We start from the raw sequence: 22077 nt of genomic DNA on the forward strand, positions 1-22077 counted from the left end.
CTGACGAATACTAATCGATCGAGGACTTAACCAAATAGGTGATTCTCGGAAAAACCTTGCGGTTGTTTGATGTTGTATCCAGTTTTGAGGGTGCGAATTTTCTCTGAAAAAAGAGTTGAATTCACCTTCATAAAGTGGTATAATAAATCTTGTCGCTGCAAAGTGATAAAGTCTAGTGATGACAGCGAAGAGGTCACACCCGTTCCCATGCCGAACACGGAAGTTAAGCTCTTCAGCGCCGATGGTAGTTGGGGGGTTCCCCCTGTGAGAGTAGGACGTCGCTAGGCTTATTATTCCACAGTAGCTCAGTGGTAGAGCAATCGGCTGTTAACCGATCGGTCGTAGGTTCGAGTCCTACCTGTGGAGCCATGGAGAGCTGTCCGAGAGGTCGAAGGAGCACGATTGGAAATCGTGTAGGCGGCTACCGCTGTCTCAAGGGTTCGAATCCCTTGCTCTCCGCCATTGCCATTTTTCAAATGGCCCGTTGGTCAAGCGGTTAAGACACCGCCCTTTCACGGCGGTAACACGGGTTCGAATCCCGTACGGGTCACCATTACATACTTTATTTTATCCCACGGAGAATTAGCTCAGCTGGGAGAGCATCTGCCTTACAAGCAGAGGGTCGGCGGTTCGAGCCCGTCATTCTCCACCATTATTATAAATTTTATATCGTCGCGGGGTGGAGCAGCTCGGTAGCTCGTCGGGCTCATAACCCGAAGGTCGCAGGTTCAAATCCTGCCCCCGCAATTACCTTTGGTCCCGTGGTGTAGCGGTTAACATGCCTGCCTGTCACGCAGGAGATCGCCGGTTCGATCCCGGTCGGGACCGCCATTTTTAACACATGTATTGAAAAACAATTCTATACATAGTATGATATTAAATGCTTATCTGGCTTTGTAGCTCAGTTGGTAGAGCAATGGACTGAAAATCCATGTGTCGGCGGTTCGATTCCGTCCAAAGCCACCATTTTAGCCGGTGTAGCTCAATTGGTAGAGCAACTGACTTGTAATCAGTAGGTTGGGGGTTCAAGTCCTCTTGCCGGCACCATGTTTCACTTATATATGGAGGGGTAGCGAAGTGGCTAAACGCGGCGGACTGTAAATCCGCTCCTTCGGGTTCGGCAGTTCGAATCTGCCCCCCTCCACCATTTTACAGGGGCATAGTTTAACGGTAGAACAGAGGTCTCCAAAACCTCCGGTGTGGGTTCGATTCCTACTGCCCCTGCCAATTTAAATCTAATTTTTCACAATGGCGATTGTGGCGAAGTGGTTAACGCACCGGATTGTGGTTCCGGCATTCGTGGGTTCGATTCCCATCAGTCGCCCCATATATACATTGGGCTATAGCCAAGCGGTAAGGCAACGGACTTTGACTCCGTCATGCGTTGGTTCGAATCCAGCTAGCCCAGCTTTGCGGGAGTAGTTCAGTGGTAGAACACCACCTTGCCAAGGTGGGGGTCGCGAGTTCGAATCTCGTCTTCCGCTCCATATTGTTTTTGGCGGCATAGCCAAGTGGTAAGGCAGAGGTCTGCAAAACCTTTACCACCGGTTCGAGTCCGGTTGCCGCCTCCATTTACTACTTGAATGAAGAAATCAATTATGTTACATTTTTAAACGATAAGCACAGTTTCCAACGTGCCGATGTGGCGGAATTGGCAGACGCGCACGACTCAAAATCGTGTTCCTTCGGGAGTGCCGGTTCGACCCCGGCCATCGGTACTTATTATAGAATTGCGGGTGTAGTTTAGTGGTAAAACCTCAGCCTTCCAAGCTGATGTCGTGAGTTCGATTCTCATCACCCGCTCCAAACATACATAACCAACGCAGTGTTTCGTTACTATAACGAAGCATTGCGTTTTTTTATGCGCCACTTTTATCAAAAAACATGGTGCAGCTCATTTTAGGCGGCACCATGTTAAAATAAATATGTTTAAGATATAATCCGCGTTGTTGCAGAACCACCGTTCACTTGAATGAACATTTCTTTGAGAGATGCTAAAAACTTCTCTTTATTTTCTTCTGATAAGGAAGGACGGAAATAAATAATTTGAAGAGCTTCTGTCGTTTCTTCTGAAACAGATGTTTTAACAGAATCAACAAATGGGCTGCCGAATGGGCCGTTTTGATCTGCTGCAATGACAAGATTATGTGCAGAATTGGTTCTTCCGTTAAGTCCTTCAAACGTTTCGTTTTCAGATCCTAACCGCAATTCGATGGAACCTTCGATCTTAGTTGAATCGTAGATCCCGATAGGCGTCTCATACTGCAGTGAGAAAAAATTATTAAGATCAATCGCTGAGTTGATGCTGGTCAGGTAATTCTGCTTCTGGATTCTTTTTAAAAGTGCTTCTGTGCTGTGACGATAGCGGTTTGGATCTTTACCATGATCCTTAAATAATGTACGCCATTCTGCCACGCCCCGGAAGCTCGAAGGAGACTTATCCTGTAAGTCAAAAAACAGAGATTCCTGAAACAGCTGTAATCTTCCTTTTAACATCTGAGGGGATTCACTTACAACAATATTATGATAGTTGATAATGCCAAAAGAAAATGGCGCACCGATTGAAGAATGAATGGGTTTTTCCATAACAGACAGCTCCTTAGATGAAATATATACAGTTTACCATGAAAGAAAGGGAAGGAGGGGTAGCATGAATTATGATGTGTTGAAACAGGAAATTCTTGATCATGCAAAGTCTCTTGGAATCGATAAAATCGGTTTTACAAGTGCAGGGTACTTTTCTGAATTGAAAAACAGACTGATCAGACAGCAGGAACTCGATTATCAGTCAGGATTTGAGGAGCCGGATGTGGATAAGAGAACGGATCCATCTCTGCTGCTGTCTGAACCGCGTTCCATTATTTCTATTGCACTTGCTTATCCCTCTAAAATGAAAGACGCACCGCGCAGTAAGGCAGGTGAGAGACGGGGGATCTTTGCAAGAGCTTCGTGGGGAGAAGACTATCACACTGTTCTGAGGGACAGGCTGGAACGCCTTGAGCACTTTATTAAGGAAAGAGTGCCCCATGCAAGATTTAAATCAATGGTCGATACAGGAGAGCTTGTGGATAGAGCGGTGGCTGAACGAGCTGGGATTGGATGGAGTGCGAAAAATTGTTCCATTATCACTCCTGAATATGGTTCCTATGTGTACCTAGGTGAAATGATTACGAATCTGCCATTTACGTCTGATCAGCCGATGGAAGATCAATGTGGAACTTGTAATATATGTGTGGATGTCTGTCCAACGGGGGCGCTCGTTCAGGGGGGACAGCTTGATTCGAAAAAATGTATTGCATTCTTAACACAGACAAAAGGATTTTTACCGGATGAATACCGGACCAAAATCGGGAATAGGCTGTATGGATGTGATACATGTCAGACCGTTTGTCCGAAAAATAAAGGCATAGATCTTCATCTGCATGAGGAATTCGAGCCTGAACCGGAGCTGACAAAGCCTTTGCTGGAGCCACTTCTTACGATCAGTAATCGTGACTTCAAAGAAAAGTATGGTCACATGTCAGGTTCATGGCGTGGAAAAAAACCGATTCAGAGAAACGCGCTGATTGCGTTGGCGCATTTTAAAGAAACGTCAGCATTACCTGCGATTTTGACCGTACTGAATGAAGATGTACGCCCGGTCATGAGAGGGACAGCAGCCTGGGCAGCCGGAAAAATCGGTGGTGTGGAAGCAGAAGAAGCACTGCTGAAGCAAAAAACAGTTGAAAAAGATCAGGACGTTTTAAATGAAATTGAAAAGGGGTTACAACTTTTAAAGAAGGAATCCTGAAAGGTGTGATCAGGCTGTATAACAGGGCTAAGGCAGTTGAGTATGCTGAAAAGTGGTGGAACGGTAGAAATCCTGCGTTCCCTTCATTTGAAGTAGACTGTACAAATTTTATATCACAGTGTTTGTTAGCTGGTGGCATACAAATGAGAGGATATCCAAACCGGGCTTCCGGCTGGTGGATGATGAACGGCAGCTGGAGTTTCAGCTGGGCAGTTGCTCACTCAATGCGCTGGTTTCTCCCGTCAATCGCAACGCAGGTATCAGATGTCAATCAGCTTGAATTAGGCGATGTGATTTGTTATGACTTTATCGGGGATGGCAGAGTGGATCATACAACGATCATTACAGCCATTTCAAACGGCATTCCCCTGGTTAACGCCCACACAAACGACAGCCGGATGAGGAATTGGGCGTATCGGGATTCAGCAGCCTATACCCCGAATATCCGCTATTATTTTTTTCATATTTCATGATAGAATAAGAAAGATTGTACTGATAGAAATCGTTGAGGTGAAATAGATTGGGTTTACACGTTGTATTATTTCAGCCGGAAATACCGGCAAACACAGGAAACATTGCAAGAACATGTGCTGCGACAGGAACGGCACTTCATTTAATTCGTCCATTGGGCTTTTCAACGGATGATAAAATGCTGAAACGGGCAGGTCTTGATTATTGGGAGCATGTTGACCTCCATTATCATGATTCGCTTGATGATTTTTATAAGTCGAGTGAAGGCGGGGAGTACTTCTATTTAACGAAGTATGGGACGCAGCCTCATTCCACGTTTGATTACTCAAACACAGATAAAGACTTTTATTTTATTTTTGGCCGCGAAACATCCGGGCTGCCTGACGATGTCATTGAAAATAACAAGGACCGCGCATTGCGCATTCCAATGAATGGTCATGTGCGTTCATTGAACCTTTCCAACACAGCAGCCATCCTGGTTTATGAAGCTTTAAGGCAGCAGGGCTATCCTGGGCTTGGATAACATTTTAGAGGAACCTGACTCATAAGAAGTCAGGTTTTTTAATGTGTGCATTTTTTATCGAACTTCTCTTTCATTTAACGAATTTGAGAAATTGTTTTTGTGCATTAATACCATCAGTGCCGGGTCATTCCGTAGACTCCTACGGCAGAGAAGCGACAGGTGAGACAGATGTGCGTAGCACAGCTGGCTCACCGCGCGCCCGTGGAAAGCGAAGGAATGACCCGGCACGGTTTTTAAAAATCATGATTTGATTGAAAGCTGTCTCAAACAATGGGACAGCTTTCAATCAGGTGGTGAAAATATAATCATTCGTTAAGCTGAATAATTCGCATCGTTTTCTCAATTTTTGTACACTTATCAGTAGACATGAATGAAAGGTTGCGATGGATGTATGAATGAGACGATTAAAACAATGCTTGAGCACCGCTCAGTGAGAAAGTTTAAAAATGAAGCTTTGACAGCAGAAGAGATTGAGCTGATTGTGAAGGCTGCTCAGAGTGCTTCAACCTCGAGCTTTATTCAAGCCTACAGCATTATTGGAGTGTCGGATCAGGAGAAAAAAGAGAAGCTTGCGGAGCTTGCAGGTGGCCAAAGCTATGTGGCAGAGACAGGCCATTTTTTCGTATTTTGTGCTGACTTATACCGTCATTCGCTGATTGGACAGTGGGACGGTGCTGATGTCAATGATTCGCTGGAATCTATGGAGAAGTTTATGGTGGCTGTCATTGATGCATCACTGGCTGCGCAAAATGCTTCCGTGGCGGCTGAATCAATGGGGTTGGGTATTTGTTATATAGGCGGTATCCGGAATCATCTCGATGAGGTAAGTGAGCTTCTCGGGACACCCGAACATGTCATTCCGCTATTTGGACTGACAGTAGGTGTGCCTGATCAGGAAACCGCTGTTAAACCGAGGTATCCATTTAAAACGGTTTACCATGAGAATACGTATCAGTCCGAGGAGGAAGTGGTTCGTAAAGAGCTTGAGGAATATAATGATGTAATTTCAAGTTACTATCACCAGAGAACAGAAGGCAAACGTTCGGATAAATGGACCGAGCAAATGGCCGGTATGCTCAGTCGTAAGAGCAGAATGTATATGAAGGATTTCGTGGAAAAGAAAAAATTTGCCCGGAAATAATAAAAAGACCGTACTTTTGTACGGTCTTTTTATTATTCCTTATGAGAGCCCGGCTTATCGTTATAGCCAGCAGAGAAAATAGCAGCAAGAAATGCTACACAAATACCTAAAATAAGTACTGTACCCATGAATATAACCTCCCTGTAAGCGTTCGGATTGATAACTACTGTCTAGTATACCCGACATTCACATCATTGTGAATAAAGGAGAGGCAGTTAATTTACGATTAACTTAAAACTGTCATCACTTTATCATAAACAGCACAATATTATCAAAAATCAGACCGATCGATGAAAAAAGGTTTAAACAGATAAACCCACGTGTATATAAGTCCTATAGAACTAGGAAAAAAGGAGTGTGTTAAAGTATGAAAATGCTGAATCGTTTAACGTTTCGATTTCTTGCTGTTCTGATTGCGGTGCTTGTGTTTAATACAACCATTTCAAGCTTTATTATTCAGGCGATCCAGTCAACGGGAATTGAGCTCGGCGTGATTGGTATTTGGCTGAATAACTTTATGAATGTCATTGTTGCAACGATTTTAATCGGTCTGACGATCCGCAGTATGATGTTGCGTCCAATTCAGAAAATGATTGAAACGACAAAGAAATTTCAGCAGGGGGACATGAAGGCGAGAATTCAGTCCAAATCGAAAAATGAGCTTGGGTATTTAGCGGGGCAAATGGATAAATTATTTGACCAGATCGAGCTTAATCACCAGATGAAAGCTTCTCAGCAGGAGCAGGTTGCAGCGACATCAGATTCAGTCAGCCATTCAATCGGTTCCATCACAACAAATATGACTGATAATACAGGGAAATTCGGTTTGATCTATTCCAGATCCGGAAAACAGTTATCCTCTTATCAGGAGATTGCAGCGATCATACATATGATTAGTGGAAAAGTAGATAAAACAGCAGATAAAATGCAGGATGTTAAACAAGCATTTTCTTCGATTGACCGCTATTCTAGGGAAGGAATAAAGCTTGCTGATGAAACAGCGGGAACAGTGGAAGAAATCGAATCATATGTGAAAACAACGGATCAGTATTTTAACCAGCTGAAAGAAGAGATTCTATCCACTAAAAAAATGTCTCAGGTCATTTCAGAAGTAGCTGAACAGACAAACTTATTAGCGCTTAATGCATCAATAGAAGCGGCAAGAGCAGGAGAGCATGGGAAAGGTTTTGCTGTCGTGGCAGACGAAGTGAAAAAGCTGGCTTCGAGTGTGGGTGAAGCCACGAGGTCCATTGATCAGTCTGTAAATGAAATCGTCTTGAAAACGGAGAGTGCCGCTTTTGACAGTAGACAAAAAGCGGAGGAAATCAATAAAAATATCAGTAAAATCAGTGATATGAATCATCACTTTACCGAAATTATTAGAGGTGTTCAGCAAAGCGACCGCGAAATAGAGTCTGCGAGAAATGATTCTGTACAGCTGAAGGATGAATTTAACGTCATTTCATCGACTGTTGAAAGCCTCGTTTCTGAAAACGAAGAAGCGATGAGACAGATGCAGGACTATCAGGATAATATTACGAAGGAAACCGGAAAAATTAAAGAAATGGAATCATCCCTTATTGAACTAAAGACAGCGATTGTTCAGGCAGGCTGAAAAGACACATGATCAGCTCCCCTTTTGCATACCGTGTTATAGAGGACGGTTAAGAGGGGGAGTACCAATGGATATGCTAAGAAAAGTAACGGATTACCAACATAAAGAATCTGCCTTGAAGTGGGAAGGAACCTTCGGAGAGTACTTGAAGCTTCTCGAAAAAAAGCCCTGGGTGGCTCAATCCGCACATGCGCGCATCTATAACATGATTCAGGACGCAGGCGTTGAAACCGTCAACGGGAAGAAATATTATCAGTTTTTCAAAGAAAGGTTATTTGGTCTGGAGGAGCCGCTTGAAAAGCTGGTTGAAGAGTATTTTCACCCTGCAGCAAGACGGCTTGACGTGAAAAAGCGGATCTTATTGCTGATGGGGCCGGTGAGCGGAGGTAAATCAACGCTTGTGACGATGCTGAAAAGAGGACTTGAAGCCTATACCCGTACGGAGCGGGGAGCGGTGTATGCCATTAAAGGCTGTCCCATGCATGAGGACCCTCTGCATTTGATTCCTGAGGCATTGCGGGAGGATTTCTTTCAGGAATATGGCATCAGAATCGAAGGAAACCTTTCTCCCTTAAATATGATGAAACTCGAAAAAGAGTACAATGGCCAAATCGATCAGGTGCCGGTGGAAAGAGTCTTTTTTTCAGAAGATAAACGGGTCGGGATCGGTACCTTCAGCCCGTCAGATCCAAAATCACAGGATATTGCTGATTTAACCGGAAGCCTTGATTTTTCAACGATCGCTGAATTCGGGTCAGAATCAGATCCAAGGGCCTACCGTTTTGATGGGGAGCTCAACAAAGCGAACAGAGGGATGATGGAATTTCAGGAAATGCTTAAATGTGATGAAAAGTTCCTGTGGCATCTGCTATCGCTTACTCAGGAAGGGAATTTTAAGGCCGGACGATTCGCGCTGATTTCAGCTGATGAGATGATCGTGGCCCACACGAATGAAACGGAGTACCGCTCCTTTATCGCCAATAAGAAAAATGAAGCACTACATTCCCGTATGATCATTATGAAGGTTCCATATAATCTGAAGGTGTCAGAGGAAGAAAAGATTTATGAAAAGCTGATTTCGGAAAGCGATGTATCAGATGTGCACATTGCTCCTCACACGCTGAGGACGGCTGCTGTGTTTACAATCCTGACAAGGTTGAAGGAGCCAAACCGCAAAGATATTGATCTTATTAAAAAAATGAAGCTGTATGACGGCGATTCTGTTGAAGGGCTTGGGGACGCTGATCTTGAGGAGCTTCATAAGGAATTCCCGGATGAGGGGATGAGCGGTGTGGATCCGCGTTATGTGATTAACCGGATTTCCTCTACCATCATCCGCAAGGAAATGGAATCCATTAATGCACTTGATGTTCTTCGCTCACTTAAAGAAGGACTTGGTCAGCATGCCTCCATTTCAAAGGATTTAAAGGAGCACTATCTAACCTGCATTTCACTAGCGCGGAAAGAATTTGATGAAATGGCAAAAAAAGAAGTGCAGAAAGCCTTTGTGTATTCTTATGAGGAATCAGCTAAGACCTTAATGGATAATTATCTCGATAATGTTGAGGCTTATTGCCATAAATCGAAATTACGCGATCCGTTGACTGGTGAAGAAATGACGCCTGATGAGCGGCTCATGCGATCGATTGAGGAGCAGATCGGCATTTCTGAGAATGCTAAAAAAGCGTTCCGTGAAGAAATACTGATCCGTATATCTGCATTTGCGAGAAAAGGGAAGCGTTTTGATTATCAGTCTCACAGCCGCCTGAAGGAAGCCATTCAGAAAAAGCTGTTTTCCGATCTGAAGGATGTTGTGAAAATTACAACGTCGTCCAAAACGCCGGATGAACAGCAATTGAAGAAAATGAATGAAGTCATTGCCAGATTGATTGATGAGTATGGCTATAATACAGTCAGTGCCAATGACCTCCTGCGCTATGTCGGAAGTCTGCTGAACCGCTGACGTTTATGAAAAGCTCCTCAGGGTAAAATCACTTTGAGGTGAGATTCATGACAGATCGTAAAAAAGAAGAGATGAAACAGGAAGTACCTGAAAACAGCTCGATGGCATCAGATCTCGAGGAAATGGATCAGCTTGGAAAGCAGATGGATAAAATGAGAACGGCTAAACAGCTGAAAAACAGGGAATCCGGAACGAAGCAGGATGAACATGAATAACGTTAATGAAGGCGGGGGGCACTCATGTTGGTGCTCTCCGTTTTTTCGTTTCGTTCGTAAAACATTGCACAATGTTCATTAGATGTTTACATCAAATGTTACGTTTTACAATCACGAACTTCGTGCATACTATGAAAACGTACTTTTTCTACGACTTTTGACTGAATTTTCAGAAAGTGTTACAATGAAATCAAAATGGGAGCGTGATCGTATGCCGGGAAGAGATTATTTTAAAGAGCTTGAACCGTTCAATGGCAGCATGGCCAACAATATGGAAGAACTCATTCTCCTTGGCAAGCAGATGGAAAAGATTCGTTCTGGCGGTGAATTAAAGGTCAGTCAACGGTTATCGGATCCGATTCAATACGATGACAAAAAATGATCAGCACAGCAGCTGGTCATTTTTTTCGGTTTGAACATGTTTAGTGAAACTTTTTTAGATGATACCCGTATAAGTAGTAAGGTTTGAAAAATCGGCCGTCAGTCTATACCATGAATAAAGGAAAGGACGCTGATGACGTTGAGAATATCAACTGTTTTAAAATGGATCACAGGCGGGCTAGAAGCCTTTTGGGCGATTCCTGTACTGGGTGGTTCAATTATCGCTTTTACAGCCTGGACGCCGCTTTGGATTATGCTTGCCCTTCATATTGTGACACTGATCTTTGCTATGAGAGAATTCACCTCGAAAACAGGTAGTATTTTTGGCATTGTAACAAGTATTATCGGCATCATTCCATTTGTCGGTTTTATCATGCACCTTGTTACCTCTATCATTCTTCTCATCGATGCATCACGCTCAACCGCTCTGGAAAAGAGCTGAAAAATCCGCACCCATGCGGATTTTTTTTTGACCACTTGCTAAAAGAAAGGACCCGGGACTTTTTATTTCGAGAACATTCACATTTCCTGCAATTTCTTTCCTGCCCCTTCATACACTAAAAAAAGAGCGGAAGAAGGGGGAGTGTCCGCACGATGGAATATTCCGATTCAGCAGGCATCGTTTCACAGGAGGACTGGTCTCTTCATCAGCAAGGGGAAGAGGATCAAAAAAGACACCAGGATAAAGTACAGGACGCAATCAAAAACCGGCTGCCCGAATTAATTACAGAAGAAAATGTGATTCTTTCAAACGGCAAAGAAATTGTGAAAATTCCAGTGAGATCACTTGATGAATACAAAATCCGTTATGATTACGGTAAAAAGAAACATATCGGCCAGGGAAATGGAGACAGCCAGGTAGGAGATGTCATCGCACGCGGAAAAAAAGACGAGTCAGGCGCACAGGAAGCTGGAGATCAGCCGGGGGAAGACTATGTAGAAACAGAAGTCTCCATCGAAGAGATCGAAACGGCCCTTTTTGCAGAGCTGGAATTGCCTGATTTTGAACGGAAAGAAGAATCCGAGGAAATTAGTGACGGCATCCAGTTTAACGATATCAGACCAAAAGGGCTGGTCGGAAACATTCATAAAAAGAAGACGATGGTTACCGCTTTTAAGCGTAATGCGATGGCAGGGAAAGCAGGCTTCCATCCGATTCTGCCTGAAGATATCAGATATAAAACCTGGAATGATTCTATCACCCACGAATCGAAAGCCGTTGTCCTTGCCCTGATGGATACGAGTGGTTCGATGGGCGCGTTTGAGAAATATGTGGCACGCAGCTTTTTCTTTTGGCTTGTCCGTTTTTTGAAAGGGAAATATTCTCACGTGGAAATGAGATTCATCGCCCATCATACAGAAGCGAAAGAAGTGGATCAGGAAACGTTTTTCTCTAAAGGGGAGAGCGGTGGGACGATCTGTTCTTCTGCTTATAAAAAAGCGCTTGATATGATCAAAAAGGAATATCCGATCAACCGTTACAACGTATATGCCTTCCATTTTTCTGACGGGGATAATTTAACGTCTGATAATGAGAGGTGTCTGCCTGTCATACAGGAACTGGCCGAGCACTGTAACTTATTCGGCTACGGGGAAGTAAGCCAGTATCAGAGACAGTCTTCGTTAATGTCTGTCTATAAAAAAACAGAGCACGACAGGATCCGGCACACGATTTTACGAAAAAAAACAGACGTGCTGGATGCACTGAAGTTTTTCTTAAAGCAAAAAGAAAAGTAAGGACTGAAGGTAATCCGGATGAGGTGGATGATCATTTTTACATTAAAATAGGACCGTACAGTGCTTCTTAAACAGAAGGATTTGTACGGTCCATTTTCTTATCTTGATCAATGTGGCAAGAACACAAGCTGATAAGCAAATAACACAGCAAACAGGTATACAAGGAAATGGACTTCTCTCCATTTGCCTTTTACCACTTTTAAAATCGGGTAGGAGATGAATCCGAGTGCAATACCAGTGGCAATACTTGACGTTAACGGCATGCTCAGGATGATGAGAAAAGCCGGAAAAGCTTCATCAATTTCTCCCCATTTAATCTGTGAGATACTTCCCATCATCAGACTTCCCACAATGATTAATGCTGGTGCTGTAATCGCTGATACACCTGAAACAGCACCAACGAGCGGACCAAAGAAAGCAGCGATAATAAATAATACAGCAACCGTGACAGTGGTCAATCCGGTACGGCCCCCTGCAGCGACACCCGAAGAAGACTCAATGTAGGCAGAAGTTGGACTCGTCCCTACCATGGCTCCGGCCGTTGCCGCAACAGAATCCGCTAACAGCGCCTGACGCGCACGGGGCATCGATTTACCCTTCATCAGACCCGCCTGCTGAGCAACACCGATCATCGTCCCTGTCGTATCAAAAATGGTAACCAGCAGAAAAGAGAAAACAACTGCGTAGAGCCCATATTGAATAACATCCCCAAACGCAGCGATCGGGTTAGCCACGATAATTCCCTCAGGAAGCCCAGGGATCGCGACAATCCCATCAAACGTCAGCTGATTCGTGAAATAAGCAATTGTTCCTGTTAACACCATCCCGATAAATAACGCACCATTTACATTCATCGCCATCAGAATAAGCGTGATCGCAAGCCCGCTGAACGCCAGAATCACAGGCATCGAGTGCAGGTCTCCAAGCGCAACCAAATTGTCAGGATGAGCCACAATAATCCCCGTCATTCGCATTCCGATAAACGCAATAAACAATCCAATACCAGCCGTAATTCCATGCTTCAGGTTTTCAGGAATCGCTTCAATTAATTTCTTTCTAAATGGTGTCAGCGATAAAATCGTAAAAAGAATTCCTGACACAAAAACAGCGGCAAAAGCTACTTCATAAGTAATCGCCGTATTCGTGCCAACTACCGAAAAAGCAAAATACGCATTCAGCCCCATACCTGGTGCAATCGCAATCGGATAGTTTGCAAACAGCGCCATCCACAGTGTTCCGATCACGGTTGCAATAATCGTTGCCAAAAACACCTGATCAAACGGGACCCCGGCGCTCGATAAAATAATCGGGTTCACAACCACGATATAAACCATCGTCATAAACGTTGTAAAACCGGCCAAAACCTCCGTTTTTACCGTTGTGTTATTTTCCTTCAAATGAAAACGAAACATATAATCATTCCTTTATGTATTTTATGAGATTCTTAATATTTCTTAAAACCGGGCCGGTCTCATCCTTCGCTTTCCGCGGCCGCGCGGTGAGCCAGCTAATGCTTCGCATTACACTGTCTCACCTGTCGCTCCTCTGCCGCAGGAGTCTACGGATGAGGCCGGCCCTTTGAATATGACAATCAATAAGCTGATTTTTAACAACTGAAAAGATGTAAAGGTTAGAGAGATCATTTTTTTAAGTTTTTAACAGTCTTTATTAGAAGGTTTTCAACATAATCAGATTTAAATTCGAAATTCTTTCAAGTTCGTTAAACTTATCTCAGAGGACCGGAAGCCCCCGAAGACTCCTGTGGCGGAAAGGGACAGGTGAAACCGACTGTGCGAAGCGCAGGCGGGTTCACCGCCCGGCCACGGAAAGCGAAGGGGGCTTCCGGTCCGGCTTTTAAGTAGCGAGTCAACTTTGTGCAATCTGTACATGAGTAAATAACGAATAAATACGAACGTTTAAAAACCACAAAGAATATAATATTCGTTTATAGGTCTGAGCACAACCCCTTTTTTAAAATTAATTTCCAAAATGAGCGGACATTCTCTTTTCAATCTTCAGACGATTCGTTAAGATGAAGAAAAAGACTGGTTGGGAGTGCTTGTCATGTATGAAAAGCTTCAGGATTTAACACCGGAAATGCAGGCCGAAACACTGACGCGGTATTTAGTGTCATTAAAAAGCTATACAGGTACGAGAAATGAAAGGATTAAAGCAGAAGCGATTTATGATATCATCGCGTCTTTTCCATATTTTAAAGAACATCCGGAGGAAGTCTGGATTCAGGAGATCAAGCATGATCCTCTTGGACGAAAAAATGTCTGGGCACGTTTAAAGGGGAAGGGGACGCGATCTGTTTTATTTCACAGTCACATTGATACTGTGGGGACAGACGATTTTGGTTCTTTGCAGGAGATCGCGCATGATCCGGATCAGCTGCAGGCGTTTTTTAAAAATCATAAAGGTGATCTGAGGGTGCAGGAGGAGGCGCGTTCAGGGGACTGGCTGTTTGGACGGGGCTCACTTGATATGCAGAGCGGTGCAGCGGTTCATTTAGTGAATCTGCTCGAAATGTCAGGCAGTCAGGAAGATCTCGATGGTACCATGCTATTTCTTTTTAATCCGGATGAGGAGAGTGAGCATGCTGGTATGCTTGCGGCACTTGAGGAATTACACCGGATGAAACAGGAAGGCCTGGAGTTTGTAGCGGCTGTAAATAATGATTTCATCGCTCCGATGTTCGATGGGGATACGACCAAATATATATACACAGGAGCGGCTGGGAAAGTGCTTCCCTGCTTCTATATATACGGGCGTGAGGCTCATGTAGGGGATGTGCTGACGTCTGTGGACCCGACGCTGATAGGTGCGGAGCTGAACAGAAGGATTAATCAGAATACGGAGCTTGCCGAGGACCTTGAGGGGGAATATGTTCTGCCGCCTGCCTGTCTTCATTTTAAGGATGATAAAAAGGACTATAATGTTCAGACGGCGATCAGCGCTCATCTGTACTTCAATTACTTTGTGTTTGAAAAAACTGCGGAGGATGTCATTGAAAAGCTACGTGGGATCACTGAGGAAGCCGTTAAGGAGCTGGCAGTTGAAAGCAGCAGGAAATATCACGACTTCAGAAGAAAACACGGTTTTCCGTCAAGTGAATGGGATTTTTCAGTGGAGGTCTGCACGTTTGGCGAACTGGAGGATGAGTTAATTCGGCAAGGGATCGATGTGAAAAGTAAACTCGATAAGGTTGTTGAACATTATAAAGGCCGAGATAAACGGGAAGCGGCATTTGCCCTTGCTGAAGCGCTTCAGCAGCTTGATCCTGAGAAAAAGCCAAGAGTTCTTCTCTTTTTCGCACCGCCGTTTCTTCCTCACAATTACTTAAGTGAGAAGAATCAGTTCGGATCTGAAATTATCGAGAAGCTGGAATTTCGTTTGAAGGAAACTTCTGCAGCTACTGGTGAAGTATTTACCACGAAGCGATTTTTCCCATATTTAGCAGACGGCAGTTTTCTGTCTCTGCATGAATCAGAGGAAGCCGTTGACGTACTGCAGAAAAACATCCCGAGGATGAAAGAGCTGTATCCTGTTCCAATTGACCTGATAAGAGAGCTCAATATTCCGTCCATTAACATCGGAGTTTACGGACGCGATGGACATAAGTGGACAGAGCGCGTGTATAAGCCGTATACATTCGGCGTGTTGCCAAAGCTGATCCGCGACTTCGCACTGGACCTCGTGTCAGTCCGGGAGCGGGTGAATAAATAATCGTAAAAGGAGGGATCACCTGGTGGTTCCTCTTTTTTGAGCTGCTTTTTGGGGAAGAGTTGTTAAATAAAGTATGTAGGTTGTCAAATAAAGTGAAAAAGTTGTTCAATAAGCTCAAAGGGTTGTCTAAAATACTAAAAGAGTTGTCAAATGCCTTCAAAAAAAGAGCCCGGAATGATCCCGGGCTCTTTCATCATTATACGAATGATACTAAATCTTCAATGTTCAAACGGCCTGATTTGCGTGCTTCTTTTGAGCCTTTTCCAACTGTAATAAGCATAACCGGTACATAGCGGTCTGAAACCTCAAATTCCTCAACGAACTGGGCAGCGTTGAATCCACCGATTGGGCAAGTGTCCCAGCCTTTTGCTTTTGCTGCAATCATAAACTGCATTGCGGCAAGTGAAGCGTTTGTAAATGCAGCATCGCGTGCAAATTGCTCGTTTTCGTATGCGCCCTGGATTTGTCCGTTCAGCGCCTGTTTGATTTCTGTTGACATTGCGCCTTCTTCAACAGCAGGATCGAAAACAGCGTCCACGTTTTCATTTGCACGAAGGTCTCCAAGAATGGCTACTACTGCAGATGCTTCAGTGATTTGCTGCTGGTTATAAGCAATTGGTAAAAGTCTTTCCTGTGATTCTTTATTATGAAAAGCCAGGAAGCTCCAGTGCTGAAGGTTCCATGCAGAAGGTGCCTCACCCATCACCTGCAGCAGTTCCATTAACTCTTCGCGTGAAATTTCTGCCTCAGGGTCGTATTGCTTTGTAGCACGGCGTTCTTTAATGACATCCAGTACGTTTTTTTCTAAAGTTGAAACTGACATGTGTAAAATCCTCCTGTAGTTGAGTGTTTATATAGTTGGTTACTTTTAGTTATCAATAACAGTCAACATGATAGTATAGGAGGATCTTTATGTCAACCAACTTGCTCGGATTAATGTGCTGAATTGTTTAATAAAAACTGGAGACGTTTTATTTTGTTTTCGGCCCTGTTCTTGTTTAAAACCGGGCCGGGACGCATCCTTCGCTTTCCACGGCCGCGCGGTGAGCCAGCTATTGCTACGCAATACGCTGTCTCACCTGTCGCTCCTCTGCCGTAGGAGTCTTCGGATGCGCCCCGGCCCTATTGTAGTCTGCTACCTGACTCATTTAAAGAAAGTAAAATTGGATCAAGCTGATTTAATGAAGACTTTTTCTATATAAAAAAGTCAGCCACTTTCTTTAATTGTTCAACATTATCTGCCGCATCTCCAGGTTTTCTGGCTTCTCCGATAAAGTACTTTTTAAAGTCCATTCCCATAAATTCGAAAATGTGGCGGAATTGCAAGATGAGCGGGAGAGCTTTCAACTGGACCTGATCTCCTCCGCATGTAATCACGTAAGAGGGTTTGCCGGACATGCTTTTTTTGAAATTCAGGCTGTCATCGCGCAGTGCCTGAGACCAGCGATCAATGAATGTTTTCATGTGACCGCTCATGCCGTACCAGTATAGAGGAGTGGCAAATAAAATCTCGTCTGCTTTTATCATTTCTTCAACAATTGATGAATGATCATCATTTACGTGTTCAAATCCATTTGCATCGTGTCTCTGATCGGTAATCTGCTGAATGGTATGTTCTCGCAGCTGTATCCATTTAACCTCACCCTTGTAAGACGCGACAGCTTCTTTTGCTAAATATTCGGCATTGCCGTTTTCACGGGAGCTCCCGCTGATAATTAATAAACTCATCGTATTCCTCCTTTACATTTGAACATTGTAACATTAATCCTATGATAGACTGACATGTTTGATACAGTTATTTTGAATTCGAGATATGTTTATTTTTACAATTTGAGGGGATATTGTATAAGGCAGGTTTTTTAAAAAACAACACATTTAAAGGAGCGATTTGATGTCGAATGTTAAACTGGCAATTATTTATTACAGCTCAACCGGAACGAACTATCAGCTGGCGAAATGGGCAGAGTCAGCCGCACAGGAAGCCGGGGCAGAGGTAAAGGTACTTAAAGTAGAGGAAACAGCTCCGCAGCAGGCAATCGCATCGAACCCGGCATGGAAAGAGCACTATGAGAAAACGAAGGATGTCCCGACTGTCACGTTAAATGATCTTGAATGGGCAGATGCCTACATTTTCAGTATTCCAACTCGTTACGGTACCATGCCTGCACAGATGAAAAGCTTCATCGATACAACAGGTGGACTCTGGTTTAATGGAAAGCTTGTCAATAAGGTTGTCAGTGGTATGAGTTCGGCACAAAATCCTCACGGTGGACAGGAAGCCACTATCCTTAATTTATATACGACAATGATGCACTGGGGTGCGATCATTGCGGCCCCTGGTTATTCTGACCCTGTTACATTTGCATCCGGAGGGAATCCTTACGGAACGAGTGTCACGGTTGATCAGGACGGGAACATGAAAGAAAACGTGGAAGATGGCGTGAAATACCAGGCTAAACGGACCGTTCAGGTTGCTGAATGGGTTAAAGCCGGCCATAACGGATAAGTAAAAAAGGAGAGTCCGTCAAAATGACGGACTCTCCTTTTTAAGCTAATCGATGTAAAGGATCAGATGCTTCGACCTTTATGTGCTCTCCTGTGAACGGATGAATAAATGACAGTCTGGCTGCATGCAAGGCCTGATAGGAATGACCAGCCTTTTTCGCCCCGTAGAGCGTATCTCCGACAATCGGATGTCCAATCGATGATAAATGAACACGGATCTGGTGTGTTCTGCCGGTATCGAGCGATAATTCCATGATGGTTGTATTTGATGACGCATCAAAACGGACTTTTCTGTAGTGTGTGACAGCCTTTTGTCCGCCGGGAGAAACTCTGCGTCGTGTGGCGTGGTGCCGGTCTTTTCCGATCGGCTGATTGATTGTACCTTTTGGTGTTTTTACTTCTCCCTGTACGATCGCCAAATAAGTTCTCTGTATGTCTCTTTTTTCAAGCATCTGATCAAGTAATGGCTTAATAGCACTATGCTTAGCGAACAGAATTGCACCAGTCGTATCGCGATCAAGGCGGTGAATCGGCTGGATGTAACCGTTTCGTCCACTTTGCAGCTCATGATGAACAACGGCGTTTACAAGCGTGTTATTCTGACCAGGTTCATTAGGATGCGTATCCATCTGTGCGGGCTTATTTACAATGATCAGGTGATCGTCTTCGAATAGAATGTCTACAGGCATCTGGAAGGGAGGGTAGGAGGGAGCGGGATCATCCAGCGAAAATGTCAGGGTGTCTCCTTCGCTTAGCGTGTTTTTCCATGGCACGAGTTCGCCATTAATATGTATACCTTTTTCCATCCGCCACTGGTGAATGGTTTTTTTACTGAAAGCCAGCTCGTCACGTAAAACAGCCTCAAGCGTCAATCCACTCCATTTTTCTGTGACTGTAAGCGAAAATCCCATCAGTTGTCCTCCTCAGTTATGTTCATAACGATACTTTCACATAAAATGTTTTGGATGGCAAGATAGTAATAAGAAACTGAACAATGACCAAATAAAAAAGAGAAGCCAAAAGGGCTTCTCTGGTGGTGGATCAGGATTAGGATCCAGTTACGTTACGTTCGAAGAATGAGCGGTATTCTTCTTCTGATGCAGCTCCGACAATTCCGTCAACAGGCTGACCGTCTTCAAAATGAATCAGAGTTGGCGTAGACTGAATACCGTATTTTGCGCCTTCTTCACTGAATTCAAGAAGGTTTAACTGCACCATATCAACATCCATTTCTTCTGCAAGTGGCGTAAGCATTGGTGTTGTTTCAATACAGAACTGACAAGTCGGGCTGAAGAAATAAACCGTTGTCGGCTCACCACTAGTAATTCTTTCATCTAATTCATCCGGCAGAATTTGATTCTGATAGTTTTCATCATCTAGCAGATCAATGGTTGCCTGATCGAGATCGTCTGTTCCATATGGGTTGTTTTCGAGTTTAGATGCATTTTGCATATTCGTAATAATGACAATTGCTGCGAAAATGAGGACAATGATGCCTCCGAAGATTAATATTTTTTTCATTTAGATGGAGCTCCTTTCGATTGCTTAAGAATGACAATGCTTGAAATAAAAATAATGATGAATGCCGTCAGCGCAAGGAATGGGATTGTGATAAAGCCGAGCCAATTTATATATTGTCCCGTACATGACACAACTCCGCAAGCAGGAGCACTCTCAGACAGGAAATCCAGCTTTTGAATCCCGTAGTGGTAAAGAGAGATGGATCCGCCAATTCCAGACAGCAGAGCTGAATACAGTGCGGCTTTTGCGTCTTTTTTGATGATCGCTGCCCCGAGCACAATCACAATTGGATACATGAAAATCCGCTGATACCAGCACATATCACATGGGACAAAGTCTCTGATTTCTGAAAAGTACAGAGATCCGACTGTCGCGGTAAACGACGCAGCCCATGCGAGAAAGAGCAGGTTTTCAATTTTTTTGGTCATAAGTAATGCCCCGTTTCCTCATTAATTCACTTCTATACTATCAAAATTGTAAAAGTTCATGGGAAATAAAACAAGCAGGGTTTACGGGAAACGAAATAAATACCTTTTTATTTGTCTAAACTTTGGCAGGAGTCAGCTCAATATTTTTCATAAATGGCAATTCCGTTTATAATAAAGTGTGAGACTTTTTTATGAAGGAGTGAAGCGTATGTCAGAGAAACTGGATCTCTCTCAATTTGAGAAAAAAATGATTATTCGTAAGATGAATCATTCAGACATAGACAATATTATCAACATGCAGAAGCTTTGTTTCCCCGGCATGACCCCGTGGAAGGTGGAGCACCTGGAGAGCCACCTGGACATGTTCCCGGACGGACAGCTTGTTGCTGAACTCGATGGTGATATAATCGGTTCTTGTTCGAGCCTGATCATTAACTTTGATGAATATGATGACCGTCACACATGGGATGATGTAACGGACGAAGGATATATAACGAACCATAATCCTGACGGCTATAACCTTTATGGCATTGAAGTCATGGTGCATCCGGATTACAGACGTATGAAGGTTGGTCACAGATTGTATGAGGCAAGACGTGAGCTTGCACGCGAATATAATCTGAAAAGTATCATCATCGGAGGCAGGATCCCGAACTATCATAAACACGCAGGCGAAATGTCCCCACGTGAATATGTGGATTCTGTTCAAATGCATAAAATCTATGATCCTGTTCTTTCTTTTCAGCTGATCAACGGTTTTACACTGATGCGAATCAATCCAAACTATCTTCCGGATGATAAGCAGTCCAATAAATATGCGACTTTAATGGAATGGAACAATGTGGACTACCGTCCGAAATCAAAGCGCCATTTCAAAACGAGTCATCCGGTTCGAATCTGTGTTGTTCAGTACATGATGCGTCAAATTGATTCGTTTACTGATTTTGCAAATCAGGTTGAATATTTCACGGATGTGGCTTCAGACGCGCATTCCGATTTTGTAGTGTTCCCTGAAATTTTCACCACACAGCTCATGTCATTCCTGAATGAAAAATCACCAAGTATGGCTGTCAGAAAGCTGACGGAATACACAGAGGAATATATCGAACTCTTTACAGATCTTGCAGTGCGCTACAATGTCAACATTATCGGAGGCTCCCACTTTGTGAAAGAGGATGACGATGAGATCTACAACATCGCTTACCTGTTCAGACGTGATGGCACGATTGAAAAGCAGTACAAACTGCATATCACGCCAAACGAGCGTAAATGGTGGGGAATCAGTCCTGGCGATACCGTCCGTGTATTTGATACGGACTGCGGTAAAATCGCCATCCAGATCTGTTACGACATCGAATTCCCGGAGCTTGCCCGTATCGCAACAGACATGGGCGCGAAAATCATCTTCACACCATTCTGTACAGAGGATCGTCAGGGTTACCTGCGTGTAAGATACTGTTCGCAGGCACGTGCCGTGGAAAATCAGATCTACACGGTCATTTCAGGAACAGTCGGTAACCTTCCTGATACAGAAAACATGGACATTCAATATGCACAATCCGGCATCTTTGCACCATCAGATTTCGAATTCGCCCGTGACGGAATCGTTGGAGAAACAGATCCAAACCTTGAAATGGTCATGATCGGAGACGTCGACTTAGAAATCCTCCGACGCCAGCGCCAAAGCGGAACCGTCCGCCAGCTAAAAGACCGCAGACACGACATTTACTCCATTCAATACAAGAAGTAAATCGGGGTTTTAAATATCTTTAACTTTTTGGGGTGAATATCCCTATAAGTGTTTTAAATACTGCAAAAAGTTGATCGGAACAGGAGTTGGAGAATCCTGTAGGCTTTATGGAAGTGGATATGAGAATATATTTAATTTCTATGAACAGAAAACATTTATTTTAGTTAAGTACACATAGTGCCGGTTCATTCCGTAGACTCCTGTGGCGGAAAGGGACAGCTGAAACCGATGTGCGAAGCACAGCGGGTTCACCGCCCGGCCACGGAAAGTCAGCTATATTATAGTCAAGAGAAAAAACAGATCTTTTT

General features: G+C 43.8%; 19 protein-coding genes, 16 tRNA genes, 1 rRNA gene and 1 pseudogene. 30 read left to right on the top strand and 7 right to left on the bottom strand.

The genetic code is table 11. The features are described 5' to 3' along the window. The first annotated feature begins 171 nt into the window (after nt 1–171). The 17 genes from rrf to E2491_RS17300 all read left to right on the top strand — a co-directional run bounded on the left by rrf (nt 172) and on the right by E2491_RS17300 (nt 1806). A 5S ribosomal RNA gene (rrf, locus tag E2491_RS17220) occupies nt 172–287 on the top strand. Nucleotides 288–294: 7 nt separating this feature from the next. Continuing rightward, a tRNA-Asn gene (locus tag E2491_RS17225) sits at nt 295–369 on the top strand. A 1-nt stretch (nt 370) separates the two neighbouring features. Next, nucleotides 371–462, top strand: a tRNA-Ser gene (locus tag E2491_RS17230). Nucleotides 463–478: 16 nt separating this feature from the next. After that, nucleotides 479–553 (top strand) — tRNA-Glu (locus tag E2491_RS17235). 23 nt (nt 554–576) lie between these two features. After that, nucleotides 577–652 (top strand) — tRNA-Val (locus E2491_RS17240). 21 nt (nt 653–673) lie between these two features. Further along, nucleotides 674–747: transfer RNA gene (locus E2491_RS17245), tRNA-Met, on the top strand. An 8-nt stretch (nt 748–755) separates the two neighbouring features. Further along, nucleotides 756–831: transfer RNA gene (locus E2491_RS17250), tRNA-Asp, on the top strand. Nucleotides 832–890: 59 nt separating this feature from the next. Next, nucleotides 891–966, top strand: a tRNA-Phe gene (locus E2491_RS17255). Nucleotides 967–971: 5 nt separating this feature from the next. After that, nucleotides 972–1047 (top strand) — tRNA-Thr (locus E2491_RS17260). A 16-nt stretch (nt 1048–1063) separates the two neighbouring features. Continuing rightward, nucleotides 1064–1147 (top strand) — tRNA-Tyr (locus tag E2491_RS17265). Nucleotides 1148–1153: 6 nt separating this feature from the next. Next, a tRNA-Trp gene (locus E2491_RS17270) sits at nt 1154–1227 on the top strand. 24 nt (nt 1228–1251) lie between these two features. After that, nucleotides 1252–1327, top strand: a tRNA-His gene (locus tag E2491_RS17275). Between the two features lie 9 nt (nt 1328–1336). Then, nucleotides 1337–1408 (top strand) — tRNA-Gln (locus E2491_RS17280). Between the two features lie 4 nt (nt 1409–1412). Beyond that, a tRNA-Gly gene (locus E2491_RS17285) sits at nt 1413–1487 on the top strand. 10 nt (nt 1488–1497) lie between these two features. Further along, nucleotides 1498–1571: transfer RNA gene (locus E2491_RS17290), tRNA-Cys, on the top strand. 65 nt (nt 1572–1636) lie between these two features. Continuing rightward, nucleotides 1637–1718 (top strand) — tRNA-Leu (locus E2491_RS17295). A gap of 14 nt (nt 1719–1732) precedes the next feature. Then, nucleotides 1733–1806 (top strand) — tRNA-Gly (locus tag E2491_RS17300). Between the two features lie 123 nt (nt 1807–1929). On the opposite strand, the gene E2491_RS17305 is transcribed toward E2491_RS17300, so the two are convergent. Next, nucleotides 1930–2586, bottom strand: coding sequence for a B3/B4 domain-containing protein (locus E2491_RS17305; protein ID WP_134376921.1), 657 nt, complete (start codon nt 2584–2586; stop codon nt 1930–1932). Nucleotides 2587–2650: 64 nt separating this feature from the next. Between E2491_RS17305 and queG the strand changes: the two genes are divergently transcribed. The 10 genes and pseudogenes from queG to yhbH all read left to right on the top strand — a co-directional run bounded on the left by queG (nt 2651) and on the right by yhbH (nt 11836). Continuing rightward, nucleotides 2651–3790, top strand: coding sequence for a tRNA epoxyqueuosine(34) reductase QueG (gene queG, locus E2491_RS17310; RefSeq protein ID WP_134376923.1), 1140 nt, complete (start codon nt 2651–2653; stop codon nt 3788–3790). 17 nt (nt 3791–3807) lie between these two features. After that, nucleotides 3808–4263 (top strand): annotated as a pseudogene (locus tag E2491_RS17315) (amidase domain-containing protein); the annotation flags it as partial. Nucleotides 4264–4310: 47 nt separating this feature from the next. After that, nucleotides 4311–4784: a tRNA (uridine(34)/cytosine(34)/5-carboxymethylaminomethyluridine(34)-2'-O)-methyltransferase TrmL gene (gene trmL / locus E2491_RS17320; RefSeq protein WP_134376925.1), complete on the top strand. Its 474-nt coding sequence runs from the start codon at nt 4311–4313 to the stop codon at nt 4782–4784. A gap of 391 nt (nt 4785–5175) precedes the next feature. After that, nucleotides 5176–5925, top strand: coding sequence for an oxygen-insensitive NADPH nitroreductase (gene nfsA / locus E2491_RS17325; protein ID WP_134376927.1), 750 nt, complete (start codon nt 5176–5178; stop codon nt 5923–5925). Nucleotides 5926–6292: 367 nt separating this feature from the next. After that, on the top strand, nt 6293–7540 hold the full coding sequence (locus E2491_RS17330) for a methyl-accepting chemotaxis protein (protein ID WP_134376929.1): 1248 nt from the start codon (nt 6293–6295) through the stop codon (nt 7538–7540). A 67-nt stretch (nt 7541–7607) separates the two neighbouring features. Further along, nucleotides 7608–9503, top strand: coding sequence for a PrkA family serine protein kinase (locus tag E2491_RS17335; RefSeq protein WP_134376931.1), 1896 nt, complete (start codon nt 7608–7610; stop codon nt 9501–9503). 47 nt (nt 9504–9550) lie between these two features. Next, nucleotides 9551–9718: a hypothetical protein gene (locus E2491_RS17590; RefSeq protein ID WP_166805926.1), complete on the top strand. Its 168-nt coding sequence runs from the start codon at nt 9551–9553 to the stop codon at nt 9716–9718. A gap of 184 nt (nt 9719–9902) precedes the next feature. Continuing rightward, on the top strand, nt 9903–10100 hold the full coding sequence (locus E2491_RS17340; RefSeq protein ID WP_244093986.1) for a hypothetical protein: 198 nt from the start codon (nt 9903–9905) through the stop codon (nt 10098–10100). A gap of 132 nt (nt 10101–10232) precedes the next feature. Further along, the gene (locus E2491_RS17345) at nt 10233–10541 is read left to right on the top strand and encodes a hypothetical protein (RefSeq protein WP_134376933.1); all 309 of its coding nucleotides are present in this window, start codon (nt 10233–10235) and stop codon (nt 10539–10541) included. Nucleotides 10542–10693: 152 nt separating this feature from the next. Beyond that, the gene (gene yhbH / locus E2491_RS17350; RefSeq protein ID WP_134376935.1) at nt 10694–11836 is read left to right on the top strand and encodes a sporulation protein YhbH; all 1143 of its coding nucleotides are present in this window, start codon (nt 10694–10696) and stop codon (nt 11834–11836) included. Nucleotides 11837–11943: 107 nt separating this feature from the next. On the opposite strand, the gene E2491_RS17355 is transcribed toward yhbH, so the two are convergent. After that, nucleotides 11944–13248: an NCS2 family permease gene (locus tag E2491_RS17355; protein ID WP_134376937.1), complete on the bottom strand. Its 1305-nt coding sequence runs from the start codon at nt 13246–13248 to the stop codon at nt 11944–11946. Nucleotides 13249–13900: 652 nt separating this feature from the next. Between E2491_RS17355 and E2491_RS17360 the strand changes: the two genes are divergently transcribed. Continuing rightward, the gene (locus E2491_RS17360) at nt 13901–15565 is read left to right on the top strand and encodes a M20/M25/M40 family metallo-hydrolase (RefSeq protein ID WP_134376939.1); all 1665 of its coding nucleotides are present in this window, start codon (nt 13901–13903) and stop codon (nt 15563–15565) included. A gap of 196 nt (nt 15566–15761) precedes the next feature. Here the strand turns inward: E2491_RS17360 and E2491_RS17365 are convergent, their stop codons facing one another. Together E2491_RS17365 and E2491_RS17370 are read right to left on the bottom strand one after the other, a co-directional pair. Next, nucleotides 15762–16388, bottom strand: a complete 627-nt coding sequence (locus E2491_RS17365; protein ID WP_134376941.1) for a nitroreductase family protein — start codon at nt 16386–16388, stop codon at nt 15762–15764. Nucleotides 16389–16759: 371 nt separating this feature from the next. Further along, nucleotides 16760–17293 (bottom strand): flavodoxin family protein, encoded by a 534-nt coding sequence (locus E2491_RS17370; RefSeq protein WP_134376943.1) that lies wholly within the window; start codon nt 17291–17293, stop codon nt 16760–16762. A gap of 163 nt (nt 17294–17456) precedes the next feature. On the opposite strand from E2491_RS17370, the gene wrbA reads away from it, so the two are divergent. After that, nucleotides 17457–18071, top strand: a complete 615-nt coding sequence (gene wrbA, locus E2491_RS17375; protein WP_134376945.1) for an NAD(P)H:quinone oxidoreductase type IV — start codon at nt 17457–17459, stop codon at nt 18069–18071. 40 nt (nt 18072–18111) lie between these two features. On the opposite strand, the gene E2491_RS17380 is transcribed toward wrbA, so the two are convergent. The 3 genes from E2491_RS17380 to E2491_RS17390 all read right to left on the bottom strand — a co-directional run bounded on the left by E2491_RS17380 (nt 18112) and on the right by E2491_RS17390 (nt 20019). After that, the gene (locus E2491_RS17380; RefSeq protein ID WP_134376947.1) at nt 18112–18981 is read right to left on the bottom strand and encodes an RluA family pseudouridine synthase; all 870 of its coding nucleotides are present in this window, start codon (nt 18979–18981) and stop codon (nt 18112–18114) included. Nucleotides 18982–19117: 136 nt separating this feature from the next. Beyond that, entirely contained in the window at nt 19118–19591 is a 474-nt protein-coding gene (locus E2491_RS17385) for a thioredoxin family protein (RefSeq protein ID WP_134376949.1), read from the bottom strand. After that, nucleotides 19588–20019, bottom strand: coding sequence for a disulfide oxidoreductase (locus E2491_RS17390; protein WP_134376951.1), 432 nt, complete (start codon nt 20017–20019; stop codon nt 19588–19590). Before E2491_RS17390 ends, E2491_RS17385 begins: the two co-directional genes overlap by 4 nt. Nucleotides 20020–20227: 208 nt before the next feature. Between E2491_RS17390 and E2491_RS17395 the strand changes: the two genes are divergently transcribed. Continuing rightward, nucleotides 20228–21769 (top strand): bifunctional GNAT family N-acetyltransferase/carbon-nitrogen hydrolase family protein, encoded by a 1542-nt coding sequence (locus tag E2491_RS17395; RefSeq protein ID WP_134376953.1) that lies wholly within the window; start codon nt 20228–20230, stop codon nt 21767–21769. The last annotated feature ends 308 nt before the right edge of the window (nt 21770–22077 follow it).

This window comes from Jeotgalibacillus sp. R-1-5s-1 (assembly GCF_004405105.1).
In the GTDB taxonomy this organism is placed as follows: domain Bacteria; phylum Bacillota; class Bacilli; order Bacillales; family Jeotgalibacillaceae; genus Jeotgalibacillus.